Source organism: Photobacterium gaetbulicola (genome assembly GCF_003025515.1).
Lineage (GTDB): Bacteria > Pseudomonadota > Gammaproteobacteria > Enterobacterales > Vibrionaceae > Photobacterium > Photobacterium gaetbulicola.
The window spans coordinates 42137-58731 of the sequence record NZ_PYME01000015.1 but is presented as its reverse complement, the minus strand read 5'-3'; the positions used below and the strand labels follow the sequence as shown (position 1 = coordinate 58731).

The 16595-nt window shown below is 50.9% G+C and carries 13 protein-coding genes and 1 tRNA gene; 8 read left to right on the top strand and 6 right to left on the bottom strand.

Features of this window, described 5'->3' with window-relative positions; translation table 11 throughout:
- Positions 1 to 10 precede the first annotated feature (10 nt).
- The 5 genes from tolB to C9J03_RS14265 all read left to right on the top strand — a co-directional run bounded on the left by tolB (position 11) and on the right by C9J03_RS14265 (position 4838).
- Positions 11 to 1360: a Tol-Pal system beta propeller repeat protein TolB gene (gene tolB, locus C9J03_RS14285; RefSeq protein WP_044622855.1), complete on the top strand. Its 1350-nt coding sequence runs from the start codon at positions 11 to 13 to the stop codon at positions 1358 to 1360.
- Positions 1361 to 1396: 36 nt separating this feature from the next.
- The gene (gene pal, locus C9J03_RS14280) at positions 1397 to 1927 is read left to right on the top strand and encodes a peptidoglycan-associated lipoprotein Pal (RefSeq protein WP_039459151.1); all 531 of its coding nucleotides are present in this window, start codon (positions 1397 to 1399) and stop codon (positions 1925 to 1927) included.
- A gap of 19 nt (positions 1928 to 1946) precedes the next feature.
- Positions 1947 to 2693 (top strand): tol-pal system protein YbgF, encoded by a 747-nt coding sequence (gene ybgF, locus C9J03_RS14275; protein ID WP_044622856.1) that lies wholly within the window; start codon positions 1947 to 1949, stop codon positions 2691 to 2693.
- Between the two features lie 120 nt (positions 2694 to 2813).
- Positions 2814 to 3875 (top strand): quinolinate synthase NadA, encoded by a 1062-nt coding sequence (gene nadA, locus C9J03_RS14270; protein ID WP_039459159.1) that lies wholly within the window; start codon positions 2814 to 2816, stop codon positions 3873 to 3875.
- A gap of 99 nt (positions 3876 to 3974) precedes the next feature.
- Positions 3975 to 4838, top strand: a complete 864-nt coding sequence (locus C9J03_RS14265; protein ID WP_044622857.1) for a bile acid:sodium symporter family protein — start codon at positions 3975 to 3977, stop codon at positions 4836 to 4838.
- A gap of 49 nt (positions 4839 to 4887) precedes the next feature.
- Here the strand turns inward: C9J03_RS14265 and C9J03_RS14260 are convergent, their stop codons facing one another.
- On the bottom strand, positions 4888 to 5475 hold the full coding sequence (locus tag C9J03_RS14260) for a UPF0149 family protein (RefSeq protein ID WP_044622858.1): 588 nt from the start codon (positions 5473 to 5475) through the stop codon (positions 4888 to 4890).
- A gap of 242 nt (positions 5476 to 5717) precedes the next feature.
- Between C9J03_RS14260 and C9J03_RS14255 the strand changes: the two genes are divergently transcribed.
- Positions 5718 to 5805 (top strand) — tRNA-Ser (locus tag C9J03_RS14255).
- 86 nt (positions 5806 to 5891) lie between these two features.
- Here C9J03_RS14255 and C9J03_RS14250 read toward each other — a convergent pair.
- Together C9J03_RS14250 and C9J03_RS14245 are read right to left on the bottom strand one after the other, a co-directional pair.
- Complete coding sequence (locus C9J03_RS14250) at positions 5892 to 7691, bottom strand: amidohydrolase (protein ID WP_044622859.1); 1800 nt, start codon at positions 7689 to 7691, stop codon at positions 5892 to 5894.
- A gap of 93 nt (positions 7692 to 7784) precedes the next feature.
- Positions 7785 to 10277 (bottom strand): Lon protease family protein, encoded by a 2493-nt coding sequence (locus C9J03_RS14245; protein ID WP_052829730.1) that lies wholly within the window; start codon positions 10275 to 10277, stop codon positions 7785 to 7787.
- 153 nt (positions 10278 to 10430) lie between these two features.
- On the opposite strand from C9J03_RS14245, the gene C9J03_RS14240 reads away from it, so the two are divergent.
- The gene (locus C9J03_RS14240) at positions 10431 to 11162 is read left to right on the top strand and encodes a PHP domain-containing protein (protein WP_044622860.1); all 732 of its coding nucleotides are present in this window, start codon (positions 10431 to 10433) and stop codon (positions 11160 to 11162) included.
- A gap of 10 nt (positions 11163 to 11172) precedes the next feature.
- Here C9J03_RS14240 and dsbB read toward each other — a convergent pair whose 3' ends face one another.
- Both dsbB and nhaB read right to left on the bottom strand, forming a co-directional pair.
- Positions 11173 to 11691: a disulfide bond formation protein DsbB gene (gene dsbB, locus C9J03_RS14235; RefSeq protein ID WP_044622861.1), complete on the bottom strand. Its 519-nt coding sequence runs from the start codon at positions 11689 to 11691 to the stop codon at positions 11173 to 11175.
- A 234-nt stretch (positions 11692 to 11925) separates the two neighbouring features.
- Complete coding sequence (gene nhaB / locus C9J03_RS14230) at positions 11926 to 13518, bottom strand: Na(+)/H(+) antiporter NhaB (RefSeq protein WP_044622862.1); 1593 nt, start codon at positions 13516 to 13518, stop codon at positions 11926 to 11928.
- Positions 13519 to 14075: 557 nt separating this feature from the next.
- On the opposite strand from nhaB, the gene fadR reads away from it, so the two are divergent.
- Positions 14076 to 14927, top strand: a complete 852-nt coding sequence (gene fadR, locus C9J03_RS14225; protein ID WP_044622863.1) for a fatty acid metabolism transcriptional regulator FadR — start codon at positions 14076 to 14078, stop codon at positions 14925 to 14927.
- A 129-nt stretch (positions 14928 to 15056) separates the two neighbouring features.
- Here the strand turns inward: fadR and C9J03_RS14220 are convergent, their stop codons facing one another.
- Positions 15057 to 16586 (bottom strand): SpoVR family protein, encoded by a 1530-nt coding sequence (locus C9J03_RS14220; RefSeq protein WP_039459175.1) that lies wholly within the window; start codon positions 16584 to 16586, stop codon positions 15057 to 15059.
- Positions 16587 to 16595 lie beyond the last annotated feature (9 nt).

Below are 16595 nucleotides of genomic sequence, written 5' to 3'. Positions count from 1 at the left end.
GGAAGGAATAATGATGAAACGTTGGTTAATGGGCTTGTGCGTGGCACTGTTGAGTTTCAGCCAAATCGCACAGGCAGAGCTGGAATTGGTGATCACCGAAGGGGTGGACTCGGCCCGTCCGATCGGTGTGGTGCCGTTCAAGTGGGAAGGGGCCGGTCAGATGCCGACCGATATCTCGGCGGTCATTGCGTCTGATTTGCGCCGAAGCGGTAAGTTTTCGCCGGTCGCGACCAGCAGTATGCCGCAAACCCCCGCGAGCGAAGACCAAGTCGATTATAACGCCTGGACATCAATGGGCGTCGATGCCTTGGTGACCGGTACGGTGACTATGAACGAGCAGGGTAACTATGTCATCAGCTACCAGCTGATCGACGTGGTTCGCGGCCAGCTGACCAGCGGCCAGAGCCGCGGCTTGGAAAACGGCGAACTGGTGCTGACCAAGGATCACTTGATGATCAACAACCGGGCTACGGTGAAAGAGTCACGCCTGCGCCATTATGCCCACCGTATCTCAGATATTGTGTACGAAAGGCTGACGGGCGAGAAAGGGGCGTTCCTGACCCGCATCGCCTATGTGGTGATTGATGACAAGGCCCAGTATCCGTACCAGCTGCGCGTGGCCGACTACGATGGCTTCAACGAGCGCTTGGTGCTGAAATCACAGCAACCGTTGATGTCGCCGTCTTGGTCGCCGGATGGCAGCAAGTTGGCCTACGTCAGCTTCGAGAACCAGCAGGCGCAGATCTTTATCATGGATATCTACAAGGGTACCCGTGAAATGGTGACGTCGTTCCCGCGCCATAACGGCAACCCGCGTTTCTCGCCAGATGGCAAGAAGCTGGCGATTGTGTTGTCGAAGAGCGGCAGCTTGCAGATCTATATCAAAGACCTGGAAACCAAGGAATTGAAGCAGATCACCCGTGGCCGCGCGAACAATACCGAGGCATTTTGGGATCCGAGCGGCGACTCTTTGATTTTTACCTCAGACAGAGGTGGTAACCCACAGATTTATAGAGTAAATTTAGCTGACGGTTCGACGAAGCGCCTGACTTGGCAAGGAAGTCAGAACCTCGGTGGTCAATTGACGCCTGATGGCCGCTACCTGATTATGGTGAATCGGTCTGATTCTGGCTACAACATTGCCAAGCAAGATTTGAAAACCAATGCCGTACAGGTACTGACCAAGACATTTTTGGATGAATCACCAAGCATTGCGCCAAATGGCGGTATGGTGATTTACAGCTCGGTCAATAACAAGTCCAACGAGCTGTCACTAGTGTCGATTGATGGGCGATTTAAAGCAAGATTACCTGCAACTAACGGGCGGGTGAGGGCTCCTGCCTGGGGACCTTTCCTCTAAGTTAGCTGCAACTCGTAATATAAAAAGGAAAATAAAATGCAACTGAACAAAGTTTTAAAGGGTTTGGCAATTGCGCTGCCAATGTTCACTCTAGCGGCGTGTAGCTCAAGCGAAAGCACTGATAGCTCAGCGGCGTCAGAGACCAACACAGGTTCAACAACTGAGCAATCTACGGTAGTAACCTCACCGGTTGAGCAAGAGCCAGTACTTTCTGAGCAGGAGCTTCGCAGTCAGCAGCTACGTCAAGAGCAAACTATCTACTTCAAGTTTGACAATGCTGAAATCCAGCCTGACTACCAGGACATGCTAACTGCACACGCTGAATACCTTCGCGACAACGCGGAAGTTAAAGTGATTGTTGAAGGTCACGCGGATGAGCGCGGTACGCCAGAGTACAACATCGCTCTAGGTGAGCGCCGTGCAAACGCAGTTGCTAAGTACCTTCAGGCGCTAGGCGTATCTGCAAGCCAGATCTCAATTGTTAGCTACGGTGAAGAAAAGCCTCTAGTTCTAGGCCACACTGAAGCTGACTACGCCAAGAACCGTCGTTCGGTTCTGGTTTACTAAGCCATCATAGGTAATTACGATGAACAGTAACACAATGCGCAAGCTCGCATTTACGTTGCTGGTTGGTGCGGCGACCCAGGTGGTCGCCGCACCTGCTCCTGTTACTGAAATTAGCGGTAGCAGTGCGCAGGGCGATAGCCTGGAACGTCTGGAAAGGATGATTGAGGCTCGCAACCAGGTGCAGTTGGATATGCAACGGCAACTGGATCAGCTGGCAACCGAAATGGATGAGCTACGAGGTATCGTAGAAAGGAACAGCTACGATTTAAGCCAGATGCTTGAGCGTCAGCGCGAGCTCTATCGTGAGATTGATGCCCTCAGTCGTCAGCCTCAAGCTAAGCCGGCTGAAGAAAAATCATCAGAAAAGGCCAGTAGCGAAGTCTACTCCAGCAATGTGAGTGAGAACGAAGCGTATGAATCAGCCGTGAACCTGATCTTGAAGGAGAAGGATTACACCGGCGCGATCACTGCGTTCAAAAGCTTTCTTACGACCTACCCTGAATCAAGCTACAAGCCGAATGCCCATTACTGGCTTGGTCAGCTTTACTTCACGCAAAACCAACTCCCCGAAGCGGCAGAGCAATTCACCGCGGTGGCCAGTTTTGAGAAGTCCAATAAGCGAGCTGATGCGTTGCTGAAACTCGGTATTATTGCCGAGCGAAGCAAGAAAACCGCAGAGGCGAAGCAATACTACCAGCAAGTTATTTCCGCCTATCCGAACTCAACCAGTTCGCGTCAGGCGCAAAGTAACCTCGACAAACTCTAAGCGTTTGCTCGGATGGATTGCAAAAGGCCGGTTGACCGGCCTTTTTTGATCCATGCTATTTGAACGTTTGCGGTGTATAATGCGCGGATTGTACATGGACAGCAATAGAGCAACCGAGCTATGAGTCTAACATTTGATCCCTCTGAAATGGTTTACCCGTTTCCACCTAAGCCAATTCCGCTAAGCGCTGATGAGCAGCAGGCGTACAAGGCAAAAATCAAGGCACTGCTGAAGGAAAAAGATGCAGTGCTGGTGGCCCACTACTATACCGATCCTGAAATCCAGGCGCTGGCGGAAGAGACCGGAGGGTTCGTTGGTGACTCGCTGGAAATGGCCAAGTTCGGTAACCAGCACCCGGCCAAGACGCTGGTGATCTGTGGCGTACGCTTCATGGGTGAGTCAGCCAAGATCCTGACCCCGGAAAAGCGAGTATTGATGCCGACCCTGGAAGCGGAGTGTTCGCTAGACCTCGGCTGTCCGATTGATGAGTTCAGCAAGTTCTGTGATGCCCATCCAGACCATACCGTTGTAGTTTACGCCAACACCTCCGCCGCGGTAAAAGCCCGTGCCGACTGGGTGGTGACCTCGAGTATCGCGCTGGAAATTGTTGAGCACCTAGACAGCGAAGATAAGAAAATTATCTGGGGTCCCGACCGTCACTTAGGTTCGTACATCCAGAAACAAACCGGTGCCGAAATGCTGTTGTGGCAGGGTGAATGTGTGGTTCATGACGAGTTCTCGGCCAAAGCCTTGCGTGACATGAAACACTTGTATCCGGATGCCGCGATTTTGGTACATCCAGAATCCCCAGCCAGTGTTGTGGCCCTGGCGGATGCGGTAGGCTCGACCAGCCAGCTGATCAAAGCGGCTAAAGAGCTGCCTAACCAGCAGCTGATTGTGGCTACGGACAAGGGCATCTTCTTCAAGATGCAACAAATGGTGCCGGGCAAAGAGCTGATTGAAGCGCCGACAGCCGGTGCCGGTGCCACATGCCGTAGCTGTGCCCACTGTCCGTGGATGGCGATGAATGGCCTCAAAGCGATCGAGCAGGGCTTGCGAGAAGGTGGCGAGCAGCACGAAATCTTTGTTGATGAATCGCTGCGTGAAAAGTCGCTGATCCCGCTCAACCGTATGCTGGACTTTGCGGCCCAGCTGCAGGCCAGCGTGAAAGGCAACGCGTAATGCCATCTCTGCCAAAAAAGAGCGACCCTAGGTCGCTCTTTTTTATGTAACAAAGCTCATATTTGGTTAGAATCAACTTTTTGATAAAGGAGATTTTCTGTGGGACAGACAATGCTTACGGTCGCCTTGCCCATTGCGCTGGCTTGGATGATGTATTGTGTCGGTTTGACGCTGTCTTTGGCTGACTTCAAGCGAGTAGGGCGTTATCCGCGGGTTATAATTTCCGGATTGGCAGCCCAGTTGATCGGCTTACCACTGATTGCCCTGACCTTGATCCATTTTCTTGGTTTGCCGGAAGTCGTCGCTGTTGGCCTGTGGCTCCTGGCATTGGCACCGGGTGGGGCATCGTCCAACGTGATCACCCACTTGTGCGGCGGAAATACCGCGCTTTCCATTTCAATGACCGCAGTGAGTAGCTTGATCATCCCTTTTAGCCTACCTCTACTACTTCCCGTGGTGCTTAGTGATAGCCAGTTGGTACTGCCGTTGAAAACGGCTATTTTGCAGTTGGTGATGGTTACCTTGGTCCCCGTTTCTATCGGCATGCTGTGTCATCATTTTTGCCGCGGCAAGGGGTATGGGCGTTTTGCTAAATGGGCTGGGCGTTCGTCGATTTGGGTGTTGATGTTCACGGTTGCAATTACCTTAGCGGCCAACACTAAGGTGTTCCAGCAGTTGTTCTCCACGGTTTCTGTCGTTGCCATTGCCCTATGCCTGTTGGGTATGGCGCTGGGTGTAGTCGTTGCCTTTTGGCTTAAAGGGGGGGAGGTATTGACCAAGACTCTGGCAATCGAAGTGGGGATCCAAAATGCCGGGACCGCGATCTTTGTCGCGGTGGTACAGCTTAAGCAACCAGAGCTGGCACTGACACCCCTGCTATATGGGGTGTTGATGAATATTCCGGTCGCCGTGATGATTTACCGCTACCAGCGGGGGCATTCGCGCTCGCTCTTCGCCCGCTAGAAAAAAGGCGGTAACTGTGGTTACCGCCTTTTGCTTGTCGAATCACTGATTATGCTTCTTCGTCGCCTTTGCTAACCAGCTGGTAGGCGCGGATTGTCAGGCCAGATAACATGGTAGGGACCGAGGTGAAGATCTCCTCGAACTGGGCCAGGCCATCGGCGCCTTCCTGGGACAGGGCCTCCATTGCATTCTCCGGATCGTACAGCAGGCTGAAGCACAGCAGTACGCCGCCAAGCAGAGCGTTGTTTTCGCTTTCTTCTGGCATAATGGTTTCCCAGTCATCGCGGGATAGCTGCCAGCCCTGAAGAAGCCCTTCGGCAAACTCACGGGTTTCTGTTGACACCAGTTCTTTGTCATCCAGCGCACAACCTTCCGGCCACTGCCAGCTACCGTCCAGCAGAGATTCGCGGCTTTCGTTCCACAGTTCAACAATCGCATTGGCGTAGGCTTCCAGCTCTTCCTGGCTGGCAAAAGGTGAAGTCTCTTCGCCACCCCACATGAATGCTAGCCATTCTGACGGGTTGATCAGGTGAGGGGCTGCCGCCATTGCGGTCACAAAACCACGGGTCTGGGCTTCAGATAGTAACTGTTGGGCCAATTGCGGATTCGCCAGCAGTGTGCGTAAAGAAGAAGACATAATTCGCTCTCGTATATTTGATATCTGGGTTGGTCCAACGCAAGGCTGTCGCTGGAAGAACACGATTTATACGAAGTATTGTAACAGGGTCGTGAAGATGGTGGCACTGTTCACCGGTAAATCATGATGTTTGCTGTAATTGTGAGCACTTGATTGATTGTGCTGTGTTTTTTGTTGACCTTTAGCGCCTCAGCCACTATAGTAGCGACCCTGTTGAGGCGACATGCCTTGACCTACAATTTGGTGAGGTGTCCGAGTGGCTGAAGGAGCACGCCTGGAAAGTGTGTATACGGCAACGTATCGAGGGTTCGAATCCCTCCCTCACCGCCATCTTCTTGAAAAAAGACGTCTTAGAGGACGTCTTTTTTTATACCTGGAGTTTATTGAAACCAATAACTCCCGTTTAACCGATGCACTTAGTGTGAATGATGCAATAACCCTGCTGAAATCATTGCCGTCGCTGCAATGGCCTGGCAACGTGTTGAACTTATGCAGCTTCCTGCAGCTACCTTGTGATCACTTGAGTAAACGGTTTGATCTTCTTTTATCGTTTCAAGCACCTTGATGTCGGCCAGTGTTTCAGGCTTGGCGGTTAATGGATTTGCAGACAGAATGGTGAAGTCTGCGAGTTTCCCCACTTCCAATGAACCTTTATTTTGCTCTTCCTTGTATTGTGTGGCAGCCCATAATGTTTGCGCTTTTAATCCATCAAGCGCCGATACTCGTTGCTTGGGCCCCAGCACATGGCCGGTACGACTTACACGATTCACCGTCGCTGAGTAAACACGCATTGAGTTAGGCAGAGCGACTGGAGAATCATGGTGTGAGGTGTAAATCATTCCCAAGTCTCGTGCCCAGCCGGTTGGGGAGATATTTTCTGCCCGCGCTTTACCTAAAACGGAATTCATGTGCCAATCTCCCCAGTAGAAGGTGTGCATGGGGAAAAATGAAGGGAAGACGCCCAAGCGCTTGAACCTTTCAACTTGATCTTTACGGGCGGTTTGGGCATGGATAGCCACAAAGCCTCGGTCTGGGACGCCATGTTTTTTCTCGCTCGCTTCAATACCATTGAGCAGTTGATCGATGGCAGCATCGCCGTTGACATGCGTGAGTAGCTGCCATCCATTTGTGTGTGCTAGCTCAATAAGCTCTGCCGCTTTTTCGTCACTCATACTTGGATAGCCTTTGTACCCTTTCTCCTGACCGACAGGTGGAACAAGGTAAGGCTCTGTTAGCCATGCGGTTTTACCTTGCGGAGAGCCATCAAGGTTGAGTTTTGCACCCGCAACCCGAAATCCATTTGAGTACTCAGCCGAATAGTAAGGAGGGGAGATAACGTCCTGCGCCACTTGAATATCAGGGTAGGCTGCCACGTCGATAGGAAGCTTTTCACGTTGAGCAAGGTCGTACATGGTTTTAACTGCCGATGTAGAAGCTCGGCCTTCCTGAGCCGTGGTGTAACCAAAGCTCGCGTAGAGATCTATCCCCGCTCTGAAAATCACTTCGTTTTCTTTCGCGCTTAGTTTGGCGAACATCGGTAGCAATGTACCAAAGAAGGCCGTCTCTTCCAGCACTCCGTTGGGAGTTGCGCCGTCACTCTCACGACGAATTTTCCCCCCATCCGGGTCTGTACTCTGTGCCGTCAGACCTGCCAGTTCCAATGCTTTGGTATTCAACGTAGCCAAGTGCCCCGATTGGTGAATAATCAGCACCGGAAGATCTTTAGATACCTCATCCAATTCTTGGCGAGTAGGATGCCTTTGCTCTTTTAGCTGCGAATCATCATAGCCAAAGCCTAGAATAATGCCGTGTTTGCTGTTTTCGGGTTTGGCGGCCCAAGATTTGAGCTCTTCTTGCAAGGAAGCGATGTCATTAACTGCACCGTCCGGAGCGGCAAGTAAGTTGGCAGAGAGGGCCTGAATGCCAGTATTAAAGACGTGACCGTGGGCGTCAATAAAGCCAGGGATCATGGTTTTCCCTTCTAAATCAACCACTCGTGTATTTTTATCTCGTAATTTCATGAGTTCTGATTCACTACCGACAGCTAATATTCGACCATTTTTAACCGCTATAGCCTCGGAGGTTGGGGCAGCGTCGTTAACTGTAATGATCTCCCCGCCGACATAGATGGTATCTGCGAGAGGTTTGGGCGGCGTTGTCGCCGAAGCAGTAACGCAAATAGAGCACAGCATAAATGTTAACAGTGAAACCTTCATGAAATTTCCTTCCGGTAACAGCTAAAAACAGCTTGGCAATAAGTAGAAAGTCTAGCTTAATCCAAGCGCCTTTCGCTTAAGGGATTACTCACCTCACCGCTTTGCTGGCCCTCTTCCTGCATTCCCCGTTTTGCCCAGGGCCTTGTTCATCTGCTTGATGCGGGCAGCAATTGCGCCATTGATGCTGTTGGGCGGATACTGCTTTTTGCTGTTGGGCTGGCCCATCGGCAGCCCTGTGAGCAGAGTCATGACTTGATTGACATGCTCGACGGTCCAGATATGGAACAGCTGCTCGGCCACAGCATGGCGCACTTTTTGGTTCACCATCAGGTGGACGGTGTTGGTTTGAGGAATGATCACGCCCTGATCGCCGGTCAGGCCGCTGGCACTGCAGATATCATAGAAGCCTTCAATTTTTTCGTTGACGCCACCGATAGCTTCAATGTTGCCATGTTGGTCGATGGCTCCGGTTACGGCGATGTTTTGCTTGATCGGGACTTGGGCGATGGCGGAGAGCAGGGCGCACAGCTCGGCCGCCGACGCACTGTCTCCGTCTACCATTCCGTAGGATTGCTCGAAGGTGAGGGTGGCCGAAAACGCCAACGGTTGCTGTTGTTCGTATTGTTCGCGCAGAAAAGACGTCAATATCATTACCCCTTTGGAATGGCTTGGGCCACTCAGATCCACTTCCCGCTCAATATCGATAATACTGCTGGTACCGAGGTGGACGGTTGCAGTGATCCGGCTGGGACGGCCGAACAAGCTGTCATCAAGCGCAATGACCGACAGGCCGTTTACCTGGCCTATGGTTGCCCCCTGGGTTTCAATCTGGCTGATACCGCGGTGGATATTATCGGTAATGCATTCTTTGAGGTAGCTACGCCGATACTCGCGGGCCTCAATAGCTTGCTCAATCGCAGCGGCGGTGATCAGCGGATAGTCGTGCTGCTGGGCCCAGTAGTTTGCCTCAATAATGATCCCGTTAAGTGTGTCTCGGTGCAGGGTCATTTTTTCCCCGTCTTCAACTTGCCGGGCGGCGTATTCGACCAGCATGGCTACCGCCGCGCGATCAAGGTGACGGGTACATGCCTCGGCCTGCAGCGAGCGGATAAAGCCGGCATAGAGCTGGCACGATCCCGAGGTGCGGTTGATTTCTTCAGCACAGTCGGCCTGGATGTTGAACAACTGGCCGAAGTCAGGGTCGTAGCGCTTGAGTAGGTAGTAGGTCATGCGATCGCCGATCAGAATGACTTTAATATCTATCGGGATTGCATCGGGCTCCAAGCTTGAAAGGGCTGTGACACTGAGCTGCTGTTCCAGGGGCTGAAGCTTGATCTCGCCGGATTGTAGCGTCCGTTTGAACAGATCCCAGACGAAAGGCTTATTGAGCAGCTGGATAACATCGAGTATGAGGTAACCGCCGTTGGCGCGGTGGAAAGCGCCGGGCTTGATCAGGGTAAAGTTGGTGATGAAGGTACCGAGCTCGCCCTTGTGCTCGATCCGGCCAATTAAGTTGGCATAGGTCGGGTTGTCTTCGTAGATGACCGGGGGGGACTGGTGCTGGCTATTGTCGATAATGATATTGACGTCATAGGCAGTAAAGGGGCTGAAGCTGAGCTTTTGCCCGGTGTACTCGTTAACTTCGGTTTCTAGGCTACCGTTGAACAGGGGGATGTTATTGAGCACGTGCTGCCTGAGGGCTGTGGTATGGCGTGCCACGCAATCGATAGTCATGAGGTCGTCGGGGAGCTGGTCGATAAGGTAGTCGAGGGTACTGGCCACGAACTCCTTTTCCAGCTTCTCCTTTTTATTTCTCATCTCCTGATCCCAAAGAGGTACCTGTTTTAGCAGGTTGACCAGCATCAGCCTCAACTCGTCGATCGCCTGGTCGATCACCTTTTGCTTTTCTTTGGGGAGCTTGGCGAACTCTTCTTTGCTAATCACCTTGCCGTCCTTGACCGGATGAATGACATAGCCGTTGCGCGAGCGCTTGAGGATGCAGCTCTTTTCTTTGGCGACTTTTTCTATTGACTGGAACGCATTGATTTCCATGTCATTGAGTTCATTCTGCAGTTTGTCGGTATGGTGAATGTATTCTTCATTTTGCAGCAAGGAAGGGATGGTTTTTCTGAGCTCCTCAATAAGCAGGGTGAGGCACTGTTTTAGGCGTGTCCCCATCCCCGCAGGCAGCTCGAGGGCTATCGGGTGATTGCTGTTGCTGAAGTTGTTGACATAGCACCAGTCAGAAAGCGGCTTGTCTTTGTCGAGGTGCCGGGCCAGCAGCTGTTCGGTTATCGAGTGCTTGCCAAGCCCCGCCGAACCCATGACGAAGATATTGAAGCCTTTGGCAGGGATCCCGATCCCGATTTTGATCGCTTCGACGGCGCGTTCGAGCCCCACCGGACAGTCAGTCGGCTCGATATCCTCTGTTGTTTCAAAATCAAACAGGTCAGGATCGCAGGGGTGGAACAGCTCGGTGGCCTCGAGTTTGGAGGCTGCCGTCACCTGCCCGGAGTGGGCTGAATGGCGAGCCGAGATTGCCGTCTTGCGTGGTTGATTGGCCTTCTTAGAGGGAAAATCATTCATAGCATTCGCTGATCCGGCATCGAAAACATAACGCTAAGTATACTAACCAATTGCACAATTTACTGACTTACTATTGGGGTGTCGCTTGTACCTATGCGTTCCCTTTTTCAAATAAGAGGGATTCTCCTATCTTTAAGGAGGAGGCAGGATATTATGATTGAGTTTGATCAGCTATCTGAGTTTTTCTCTGACTTCTTTGACTACCAGGCGAGGGGGAAATTTATCTATTTTGATTTCCATTTGCATACCACAGCATCACAGGGAGTCATCATCCCACCTTCTATACTGGCTGTTTTATCAGGGAACACGCATCTGATATCGGTGACGGATCACAATGACATCCGTGGTGCGATCGCCGCTTGCGAAAGAGGGATGAATAATGTGCCGGGAATTGAACTGGTTTGCGAGGATGGTTTCGAGCTTCTGGTTTATTTCAGAACCCTCGATCAGCTGGAGGCCTTTTATATCGAGGATGTCGAAAAGAACAAGCACTGTTACCGGGCAAGGAGGACGACCAGGGGAGTTGACTATTACCTCGACCTGTTGGCTGAAAGGGACTGCTATCTTTCGATACCCCATATCAACGGCTTAGCACAGAAGAATTACCTTAAGCATTTGCCTTACATGAAAAGTGTACTCAAAAGGGTTAATGCCGTTGAAACGTACAACCATGCGCTGCCGAAGAACCGGAATATCAACGCGCAGATCGTCAGGCGAGCCTATCAGCTGGAAGCGACCTTCGGCAGTAGTGCGCTTATCGCTCGCGAGCTGATGTCCTTCTACCGTTACCTCGGCAAAGAAGAAAGGCGACACCATCGAATGTTGGAGGGCCTCTTCAGGCAGTCAATGGTATCACCGCTTGCCCAGTCGTGGACTGGGCAATAAGTTAGTGGGATTAGTTTTTCTTGGTGCCCAGGAACTGGGCAACGACGATGATTGCCACGGCCACCAAGTTGGCTGCAAAGATGATTTCCAGCCACTGCGGCATTGAAAGCCCCAGGAACTGCCATACAATCTTTCCGCAATCCCCCGAGGCTTCGAACATCCAGGGTACCCATTGGTTGAGCGGAGCCCAGGCCGGGAAGTTAACATCCAGCGCACAGGTTGCTGACCATGGAAACTCAGGGAATTGGTAGCCGACATGCTCCTGAGCGAGGGCAAGCCCCTGGTAGGAGCTGTAGGCCCAGCCAGCCAATCCTGCCCAGCGAATGAAATTGTTTCTCGGCGCAATCATGCCCAGGATAGCGGCAAAACCAATCCCCATCATGGCAACACGCTCGTAGATGCACATGACACACGGGTCGAGTTTCATGGCATGCTGAAAGAATAGGGCGCAGGCTTCAAAAAAGATAATGAAAGCCAGCAAGATCGCCCACGAAAGGCGGCTCTTCGAAAAAGTATTTAAAAAATACATACGGTGTTCCTGATTGAAAGGTTAACTGCTAAATCGGCTCAGGGACGGTTTACCGTCACCATTGCGAGCAGATTTAGCACTTAGCCATTGCCGATAATGACCCCAAAAGTGCCAATGTCTATCAAACGAAAAGGCTAAAAGTTAAATACTAGCACCAAATAATAACGAAAAATACAATAAAGCCCTGACGATTCAGGGCTTTAATACAGACAATCAGAGATTGGAAAAATTCAATTAATGGCCAACCGCTGGCGCAATTTGTGAAGCAGCCTCCACGGCGCCCTGTGTGATCCAGCCGAGGTCATAGAACCACTGGGTCATCGGTACCAGCGTGAACTCGATACAGGCCAGGCCAACCAGTGACAGCACGAGGGTGTATGGCAGCGCCATGTAGACCATGCGACCGTAGGACAGGCGGATCAGCGGCGCCAGTGCCGACGTCAAGGCAAACAGGAATGCCGCCTGGCCATTTGGTGTCGCGACAGACGGTAGGTTGGTACCGGTATTGATTGCCACGGCCAGCATATCGAATTGTTCGCGGGTGATGATCCCGCTTAGCAGTGCCGCCTTAACTTCGTTGATGTATACCGTGCCGACGAACACATTGTCGGACACCATTGAAAGCAGACCGTTGGCAATGTAGAACATGGTCATCTGCATGCTACCTTCAAGGCTCAGCACCATCTCAATGATAGGCGCAAACAGGTGCTGGTCGATGATCACCGCGACAATGGAGAAGAATACGGCCAATAGGGCGGTAAATGGCAGGGCTTCTTCGAAGGCTTTGCCGAGCGCGTGCTCGTCGGTAATACCGGTGAAGGAGGTCGCGAGGATGATGACAGTCAGGCCGATCAGGCCTACTGCCGCAAGGTGCATCGCCAAGCCAACGATAAGCCAAATCGCAATCACAACCTGAACGACCAGTTTGGCATAGTCGAGGTTGGTGCGGCTCTTGCGCTCTTCATTGTCGAACTCGACCAAGATCCGGCGGACGTTTTCAGGCAGACGAGCACCGTAACCGCAAATCTGGAATTTCTCGACCAAGACACAAGTGACGATTCCGCACAGGAAAACCGGCAAAGTCACTGGCAGCATGCGGATGATAAATTCACCGAAGAGCCAGCCCGCCTGATCGGCGATGATCAGGTTCTGCGGCTCACCGACCATGGTCATCACCCCACCCAGTGCGGTACCGATACCGGCGTGCATCAGCAGGCTGCGCAGGAAGGCTCGGTAGTTTTCCAAGTCATCGCGGCTGACTTCAAGGATATGCTTATCCGAGGTGTGGTCGTGCGACGCGTGCGGTTCTTGGCCAGAAGCCACCTTGTGGTAAATGCTGTAGAAACCAATGGTCACACTGATGACAACGGCGATGACGGTCAGGGCATCAAGGAAGGCTGACAGGAAAGCGGCCATGACACAGAATGACAGCGAGAGCAGGGTCTTGGAGTGAATGCCGATCAATATCTTGGTGAAGATATAAAGCAGCAACTGCTTCATGAAGTAGATACCCGCAACCATGAAGATCAAGAGCAATAACACTTCGATATTGGCAACCAGTTCATGCTTGACCATTTCTGGGCTGGTCATCCCAATTGCGACCGCTTCAATGGCGAGCAGACCACCGGGCTGTAACGGGTAGCACTTCAATGCCATTGCCAAGGTAAAAATAAACTCGATAACGAGTAACCAACCGGCAACGAAGGGGTCAATCAGGAAGAAAACTATGGGGTTGATGATCAGGAAAGCAATGATGGCGACTTTGTACCAGTCCGGTGCTTTACCGAGGAAGTTTTTTATAAAGGCGTTCCTTAGCGAAATTGCCATGTGTCCGAGTCTCTTGATATACGCAAATACTATTAATAATGAGCTGCGTTGCTATCTTGCCTTTGAAGTCCGAGAGCAGGATAACCATTATGTTATTGTTCTGGTTAAATGTTCTTTTGAGACCCTCTAAGCTAAAGACCATTTCCTTGATGGTGTTTAACTTAAAGCAGGCAGCAGCATCCGTTCAGCTCCCAGAGTGAAAACGTGCTAACTCTACCGCGTGATCCATCGCAGTCAAGTGCTTAGAGATGAACTTATTGACGTTTGTGAAAATTCATCGCAAAACACGGCTTGTATGGGTATTTTTCACGTAGCTTTGAAATATATGCTTACAATTTTCATTTTACGTTGAGCTTCGTCAAATTTTAGTTCGACTGAACTTTGAGCAATTTTTTGCCCGTACCGATATACCGGGTGCATATCAATCGCCCCATTGTGCATGGTTATAAATAAGCAGCCGAGATACTTCTTTTGGTAATTAGGTAGGCATAAGGTAAAGACTGGTGGTATGATGAGTTAATAAAAATAGAGCAAGAAGCAACTGGAAAACTGATCAGATGGTTATAAAGGCTGATAGCCCAGCAACATTTGCTGAGAAATACATTATTGAGAGTATCTGGAATAATCACTTCCCCCAGGGCTCAATCCTTCCCGCAGAACGAGAGTTGTCAGAGCTCATTGGTGTGACACGGACAACCCTTCGTGAGGTGCTGCAGCGCCTGGCTCGTGATGGCTGGCTGACAATCCAGCATGGTAAACCGACCCGGGTTAACAACTACATGGATACCTCGGGGCTTAGTATCCTCGATACCCTAATCACACTTGATGGCCAAGATGTACAGGGCGTATTGGAAGATCTGCTTTCGGCCCGTACCGATATCAGCAGTGTATACATGCGCTACGCGGTTAAGGGGAATCCTGAAGAGTCCTCAGCTTTGATCAACCATGTCATCGAGGAATGTGAAGCGCTGTTGAAGGCCGATAGTTTTGCTGACTACATTGAGCAAAGCGAAGACAAAGCGGACTTGATGCAGGAAGTGAAAAAGATCGTTGATAAATACGGTAAAGATGAACCTGAACTGTGTGAGGCCATTAGCCGTGCTCGCGCGTTTAACTACTTTGACTACCGTATGTTCCAGGGGTTGGCCTCGAAGTCGGGAAATACCCTGTATGTCTTAACAATTAACGGTCTACGCAAAATATACACCCGTGTGGGCGGTTATTATTTCATGTCCAAAGAAGCGTGTGAGCTGGCTCTTGAGTTCTACCGTGACATGAAGTCCTACTGTGACAACAATCAGCCTGAGCTGGTCGCTGATCGTATCCGCAAATATGGTCGCGAGAGTGGGGCGATTTGGTATGCTAACCGTATTGAAATTGCCCGTTACTTGTTCGAAGAAGAGCAGTAATCAGCACCGATAGCACTACACTGTAAAAAAAGGAGATGCCATGGCATCTCCTTTTTGTTTCTAAATGTTAAAGTGTGTGTAACGTTTGTCGGCGGATAATTGCCCTTGTTTGGTTAAATAGACAGACGATCAGATCTCGGCATTGTACTGGGCACGGTTAGGGCAGGTACCCAAGATATGGGTTCGGCCGTCGGGTAGCTCCTCCTCCAAGGTGACGTCAAAGCCCCACAAGCGGTGCAGGTGCTTCAAGACTTCCTGGTGGCTATTCGCTAACGGGATACGATTGTGTGGGACATAGCGCAAGGTTAGTGAACGGTCACCTTTCAGTGCGACATTCCAGACTTGGATGTTCGGCTCATTGTTGCTGAGGTTGTATTGGGACGACAGTTTCTCCCTAATAGCCCGGTAGCCTTCCTCATTGTGAATGGCACTGACTTCGACATAGTTGTGGCGGTCGTCATCGTTGACCGCGAACAGTTTGAAGTCACGAATCACCTTCGGAGACAAGAATTGACTAATAAAACTTTCGTCTTTGAAATTCTCCATCGCAAAGTGGAGTGTATCTAGCCAGTCCTTACCGGCGATGTCCGGGAACCAGTATTTGTCTTCCTCGGTGGGGTTCTCACAGATCCGTCGGATGTCCTGGAACATGGCAAAGCCCAGTGCATAGGGGTTGATCCCGCTATAGTAAGGGCTGTTGTAGTCCGGTTGGGCGACTACATTGGTATGGCTGTGCAAGAACTCGATAATGAACCGATCGGTAACCAGGCCTTCGTCGTACAAGTGGTTGAGGATGGTATAGTGCCAGAAGGTTGCCCACCCTTCATTCATGACCTGGGTCTGTTTTTGAGGGTAGAAGTACTGGCTGACCTTGCGGACAATCCTGACCACTTCACGTTGCCATGGCTCCAATAAAGGTGCATGTTTTTCAATAAAGTAGAGAATATTCTCCTGTGGCTCGGCCGGGAATCGCACTTCTTCGGCCTCGACCTCCTCTTCTTGCTGGACCGGAATAGTTCGCCACAACGAGTTAACCTGTGTTTGCAGGTAGTCTTCCCGGGCTTTCTGACGTGCTTTTTCCTCGACCATCGAGATCTTCTGTGGTCGCTTGTATCGGTCAACGCCATAGTTCATCAAGGCGTGGCAAGAGTCCAGGAGTCTCTCAACTTCATCGACCCCGTATTTTTCCTCACATTCAGTGATGTATTTACGGGCAAACAGTAAATAGTCGATGATTGAACTGGCATCCGTCCAAGTCTTGAACAAGTAATTGCCTTTAAAGAACGAGTTATGGCCATAACAGGCATGGGCCATTACCAATGCCTGCATGGTGATGGTATTTTCTTCCATCAGGTAGGCAATACAGGGATCGGAGTTGATAACAATTTCGTAGGCAAGGCCCATCTGGCCGTGCTTGTAGCCCCGCTCGGTTTCAATGAAACGCTTACCAAATGACCAGTGATGGTAGTTGATCGGCATACCAATACTGGAATAAGCATCCATCATCTGTTCGGCAGTGATGATCTCGATTTGATTGGGATAGGCATCAAGCCGGTAGTGTTCTGCTACCCGCTTGATTTCCTTGTGGTATTTATCCAATAAATCGAATGTCCAATCTGGACCGTCACTGAGTGTCTTTGAATTGGCGGCTGTCTCCATAGCACATTC

Excerpts from the sequence above, each read along its gene's own strand:
- fadR (WP_044622863.1), top strand. The coding sequence starts at position 14,076 with ATGGTTATAAAGGCTGATAGCCCAGCAACATTTGCTGAGAAATACATT.
- tolB (WP_044622855.1), top strand. The coding sequence starts at position 11 with ATGATGAAACGTTGGTTAATGGGCTTGTGCGTGGCACTGTTGAGTTTC.
- nadA (WP_039459159.1), top strand. The coding sequence starts at position 2,814 with ATGAGTCTAACATTTGATCCCTCTGAAATGGTTTACCCGTTTCCACCT.
- nhaB (WP_044622862.1), bottom strand. The coding sequence starts at position 13,518 with ATGGCAATTTCGCTAAGGAACGCCTTTATAAAAAACTTCCTCGGTAAA.
- ybgF (WP_044622856.1), top strand. The coding sequence starts at position 1,947 with ATGAACAGTAACACAATGCGCAAGCTCGCATTTACGTTGCTGGTTGGT.
- C9J03_RS14260 (WP_044622858.1), bottom strand. The coding sequence starts at position 5,475 with ATGTCTTCTTCTTTACGCACACTGCTGGCGAATCCGCAATTGGCCCAA.
- C9J03_RS14220 (WP_039459175.1), bottom strand. The coding sequence starts at position 16,586 with ATGGAGACAGCCGCCAATTCAAAGACACTCAGTGACGGTCCAGATTGG.
- C9J03_RS14240 (WP_044622860.1), top strand. The coding sequence starts at position 10,431 with ATGATTGAGTTTGATCAGCTATCTGAGTTTTTCTCTGACTTCTTTGAC.
- C9J03_RS14245 (WP_052829730.1), bottom strand. The coding sequence starts at position 10,277 with ATGAATGATTTTCCCTCTAAGAAGGCCAATCAACCACGCAAGACGGCA.
- C9J03_RS14250 (WP_044622859.1), bottom strand. The coding sequence starts at position 7,691 with ATGAAGGTTTCACTGTTAACATTTATGCTGTGCTCTATTTGCGTTACT.
- pal (WP_039459151.1), top strand. The coding sequence starts at position 1,397 with ATGCAACTGAACAAAGTTTTAAAGGGTTTGGCAATTGCGCTGCCAATG.
- dsbB (WP_044622861.1), bottom strand. The coding sequence starts at position 11,691 with ATGTATTTTTTAAATACTTTTTCGAAGAGCCGCCTTTCGTGGGCGATC.